At 62.7% G+C, this 4,520-nt stretch carries 5 protein-coding genes; 1 reads left to right on the forward strand and 4 read right to left on the reverse strand.

Translation table 11 applies throughout. The features are described from left to right. The coding region (locus RWT78_RS28350; protein ID WP_314682627.1) for a 12-oxophytodienoate reductase at window positions 1-898 on the reverse strand (898 nt) is incomplete at its 3' end. A gap of 4 nt (window positions 899-902) precedes the next feature. Then, entirely contained in the window at window positions 903-1,430 is a 528-nt protein-coding gene (locus tag RWT78_RS28355) for a nuclear transport factor 2 family protein (RefSeq protein ID WP_166809067.1), read from the reverse strand. 125 nt (window positions 1,431-1,555) lie between these two features. Here RWT78_RS28355 and RWT78_RS28360 point away from each other — a divergent pair, with 125 nt between their 5' ends. Next, window positions 1,556-2,461, forward strand: coding sequence for an amidohydrolase family protein (locus RWT78_RS28360; RefSeq protein WP_172403435.1), 906 nt, complete (start codon window positions 1,556-1,558; stop codon window positions 2,459-2,461). Window positions 2,462-2,483: 22 nt separating this feature from the next. Here RWT78_RS28360 and RWT78_RS28365 read toward each other — a convergent pair whose 3' ends face one another. Continuing rightward, entirely contained in the window at window positions 2,484-3,227 is a 744-nt protein-coding gene (locus RWT78_RS28365; protein ID WP_054831239.1) for an SDR family NAD(P)-dependent oxidoreductase, read from the reverse strand. Window positions 3,228-3,254: 27 nt separating this feature from the next. After that, on the reverse strand, window positions 3,255-4,193 hold the full coding sequence (locus RWT78_RS28370; protein WP_007729451.1) for a 3-oxoacyl-ACP reductase: 939 nt from the start codon (window positions 4,191-4,193) through the stop codon (window positions 3,255-3,257). Between the last annotated feature and the right edge of the window lie 327 nt (window positions 4,194-4,520).

Raw genomic sequence — 4,520 nt, forward strand, 5'->3', positions numbered from 1 at the left:
TGACGGCGCCGGTCAGCTTCTTCGCCCAACCCGCCAACGAGAGATCGCTGCCTTCGAAGGCCGGCACGTCGAAACGCCTGATGCTGGCGTCGAGAACGTCGACTCCGGCGTCGACCAGCGCGCCCAGAATGACGCCCAACTCTTCGGGGGTTTCGGCGATCTTCGCGGTGAAATCCTGCTGCTTGTGCTGTGAGAAACGGTAGATGATCGGCAGATCCGGTCCGATGGCCGCTCGGATCGCGGCGACGACGGCGGCCGGGAACCTGGTACGACGCTCCAGGTCGCCTCCCCACGCGTCGTCGCGCTGGTTGGTGCCCTCCCAGAAGAAGGAATCGAGGAGGTAGCCGTGACCGCCGTGGATCGCGATGCCGTCGAAGCCGAGTTCGACGGCGTGCTTCGCGCTACGGACGTACGCGTCGATGACGTCCTGGATGTCCTGCTCGGTCATCGCTTCGGTGCTCGCCTGTGCGCGTTCGACGTAGGCAGCGGAGTACGAGGTGACGCCGAGCGGGCCCCATTCGCCTGAGGGGCGCATCGGCTTGAGTGAGGGGTCCATCTGCGTCATCGCGCCCCACAGAGGTCCGACGTGCCAGAGTTGAGGCACGATCTTGCCGCCCGCAGCGTGCACGTCGTCGACTACCTTCCGCCATCCGGCCTGAGCAGCGGGAGTGTGGAGGTTGGGGACGTTGGCGTGGTCGACAGCAGTCTCGTGATCGATCGCGACGCCTTCGGTGACGATCAGTCCGGTTCCGCCCTCGGCGCGTCGGCGGTAGTAGTCGGCGACGTCGCGCCCGGGCACGCCCTCGATGGAGTACGTGCGCGTCATCGGCGACATGACTATGCGGTTGGACAGTTCGAGCGAACGGATACGGAGCGCTTGGAACAGCGGGTTGGTCACTTCGTCACAGCGCTTTCATGAATCGGAAGAATCCGGGGTCCTGGTCGACACGGAGCCGCGTGAGCGTTCGGTAGCTGATCAGCCACCTGCCGTCTTCTTTGCGGTATTCCTCGTGGTAGTGGCCGTAGCCGTGTAGATGCAGTTCTTTCTCGCCGTCGTTCCACCACAGCATGTCCTCCATCGCCCAGATGCCGGTTGCGGTGGTGGGCGAGGTCAGCACGATTTCGGGAGTGTGTGCGTGGTGCGCCGTGGTGAGGGGGATGTCGCCGTCGAGCATGTTCCGAATTGCCGCGGTGAGTTTGTCGATGCCCACTACCTGGTTCGAGGTGTCGCCGGTCTTGGGTTGCTTGTCTGTCGGGAGTCCGCCCCACGTCTCGCTGACGACGTCTGCGGTGTGCAGGGTTGGGTAGACGTGCCACTGCTTGGTGTCCATGCAGCGTAGGCGCGCGGCGAACACACGCTTGATTTCCTCGATTGCGAGCAGTTCCTCGACGGCACTGATCGACCCCACTTCGGACTCGGCCTGAGACATTCAACCTCCAACGGTGATCGGCAAGATGGGTTCACATTCGGGTGCTCCGGGCGGGCCGTCAACGACCTGTCCCGGTGAGCGCGACGGCACTCGGTATGGTCGAGCGAACGAAAGGGGTGTCAGACGTGTGTACCGAAGAGGTCCCATCGACCGGACCGGAGGAGATCGCCGAGGTTCGGGCTTTTTGGCGCGAGTTGGGTGTTCCTGGCGTGATCGATGTCCACACCCATTTCATGCCGAAGAGCGTCATGGACAAGGTGTGGGGTTACTTCGATTCGGCGGGACCGATGATCGGTCGACCTTGGCCGATCGCGTACCGACTTGCCGAGGAGGAGCGGGTACACCGTCTCCGTGAGTTCGGTGTCCGGGCTTTCACGTCGATGATCTACCCGCACAAGCACGCGATGGCCGAGTGGCTCAATCAGTGGGCCGTCGAATTTGCCGCGCAAACGCCCGATTGCCTGCACACGGCCACGTTCTATCCCGAGGAGTCGGCGGCGTCGTACGTCGGAAAGGCCCTGGATTCGGGCGCGCGAATCTTCAAGTCCCACATCCAGGTCGGAAACTACGACCCGAACGACCCTCTGCTCGACAAGGTCTGGGGTCAGCTCGAGGACTCCGAGACGCCCATCGTGATCCATTGTGGATCGGGACCGGCGCCGGGGGAGTACACGGGACCTGATCGCATTGCTTCGCTGCTCGCACGGTACCCGCGCCTGTCGTTGATCGTCGCCCACATGGGGATGCCCGAGTACAGCGAATTCCTCGATCTGGCAGAGGCTTACGGCAATGTCCGCCTGGATACGACCATGGCGTTCACCGACTTCACGGAAGAGCAGTGTGCCTTCCCGAAGGCGGACGTATCACGGCTCGTCGACATGCAGGACCGGATTCTGTTCGGTAGCGACTTCCCGAACATTCCGTACCCGTATCTCACGGCCTTGCAAGCGGTTACGCGCTTCGATCTCGGAGACGAATGGCTGCGAGCCGTCGTGCACGACAACGCCGCCAAGCTCTTCTCGGTGAGCTGAGCTCACCGAGAAGAACTTCGACTCAGCGCAGTTTGATGCTGCCGCCGTCGGCCATCAACGTCTGACCCGTCATGTACTTGGAATCGTCGCTCGCCAGGAACACCACGACGGGAGCGATGTCGGTTTCGGGATCACCGATGCGTCCGAGAGGCACCTTGGCAACCGATGCGGCTGCGCGCTCAGGGAAGGCTTCCTGCCACTTGACGACGCCTTCGGTGGCGGCGAACGGGCAGACCACGTTGACCCGAATGCCTTCCGGCGCCCACTCGTTGGCGACGACGCGCGTCAGGCCTCGCACAGCTTCCTTGGCCGCAGCGTAGGACGTCTGGGTGGGCATTCCGTCCAAACCTGAACCCGATGCGAAGTTGACGACCGAACCCTTGGTCTTCGCGAGTTCGTCGTGGCACGCCTGCATGAGGTGGACAACGGGGTAGAAACCGGTGTTGAAGGACAGGTCGAACATGTCCTGCGTGGTTTCGAGCAACGGAGCCTGACGGGATGCGTGAGCGTTGTTCACCAGGATGTCGAGCTTGCCGAAAGCCTCGAGCGCGGCGTCACGGATCTGCTCGGCCGAACCGGCGGCAGCAAGGTCGACGTTCAGGAACTTGCCGGAGCCGGCCAGTTCTTGTTCGAGGGCCTGGCCCTGCTCGTCGTTGATGTCGACGAACAGGACCTTCGCGCCTTCACGGGCGAAGACTCGGGTGACAGCGCGACCGATTCCACCGGCGCCGCCGGTGACGATCGCTACCTTGCCGTTCAACCTCATGAAAACGCTCCTCTTCGTAAGTGCTGCTTAAACTGTTGCGGTCTCGTCGACTGCAAGTGCGATCTTTTCGAGGCCGGCGATGCTGTAGGCAGCGTAGGTCTCGTACGGCCCACGGCCGGAGAAGTAAGACGAGAGCTGGCCGCCGAGTTCTTCGACGGTGAACGCGGATCCGGCTGCGTCGAAACGATTCTCGACCTTGGGTGCTTCCATCAACGCCACCATCTTGCCGTAGACGACGAAGACCTGCCCGTTGATCTCGTCGGAATCGGGGGATGCGAGGTAGCTGACCAGGGTCGCGACGCGCTCGGGTGCAAGCGGATCGAGGCCGACGACGCCGGTGTTGTTCTCGCCGAAGGCTTCTGCCGTCATGGCGGTGCGGGCACGAGGGCAGATCGCGTTCGTGCGGACGCCGTAGCGGGAGAGACCTGCAGCGCTCGAGAGCGTCAGAGCGGTGATGCCGGCCTTGGCTGCCGAGTAGTTGGGCTGTCCGGCGCTGCCGAAGAGGAAGGCCTCGGAAGAGGTGTTGATGATGCGGCCGTAGACCGGTGCGTCGGCTGCCTTGCTGGCTGCGCGCCAGTGGACTGCGGCTGCGTGCGAGGTGGCGGCGTGGCCCTTGAGGTGCACACGGATGACGTCGTCCCAATCGGATTCGGTCAGGTTGAAGATCATCTTGTCGCGCAGGATGCCTGCATTGTTGACGAGGATGTCGAAGGATCCGAAGTTCTTGACAGCCTCTTCGATGATGCGCCCGCCGAGCGACCAGTCGGAGACGTCGCCGGTGATGGCGAGTGCCTGTCCACCTGCGGCCTTGATCTCGTCGACCACGTCGTTGGCCGCTGCACCCATGTCGTTGACGATGACGGCTGCACCGGCAGCCGCGAGTCCGAGTGCTTCGGCGCGACCCAGGCCGGCGCCGGCGCCGGTGACGGCGGCAACTTTGCCTTCCAAGCTCAGTGATTGCGTCATGTCGTGCTCCTTCGATCCGGGCGGTCGGGTACGTCTTGCAAAATTAGTATTCATTCTAATTTGAAGTCGAGAGTTCGGTAGTCGTTCCGAAAAAATCATTCGAGCAAAATCAGAATTAGTTCTAGTTTTGAACAGAAGTTTGGCCGACTGAGGAGGAGTCTCACTCAGCGGGAGCGGTGATCTGGGTCACGAGCGCTGCATGCCACCTTGGGGCGACGCGGCGATCCCACCGCGTACGCGTTTGCGTCACCACCGATCCGCTCAGTTCTCGGCCGCATTCGTCGGCTCCAGGGTCGGATAGTTCTCACCGAAAACGCAGTACGGTCG

It is taken from the genome of uncultured Rhodococcus sp., from assembly GCF_963525155.1.
GTDB lineage: Bacteria > Actinomycetota > Actinomycetes > Mycobacteriales > Mycobacteriaceae > Rhodococcus_F > Rhodococcus_F qingshengii.

What these genes read in the sequence shown, in the direction of transcription:
- RWT78_RS28355 (WP_166809067.1), bottom strand. Translation starts at nt 1,430, where the DNA reads ATGTCTCAGGCCGAGTCCGAAGTGGGGTCGATCAGTGCCGTCGAGGAA.
- RWT78_RS28365 (WP_054831239.1), bottom strand. Translation starts at nt 3,227, where the DNA reads ATGAGGTTGAACGGCAAGGTAGCGATCGTCACCGGCGGCGCCGGTGGA.
- RWT78_RS28370 (WP_007729451.1), bottom strand. Translation starts at nt 4,193, where the DNA reads ATGACGCAATCACTGAGCTTGGAAGGCAAAGTTGCCGCCGTCACCGGC.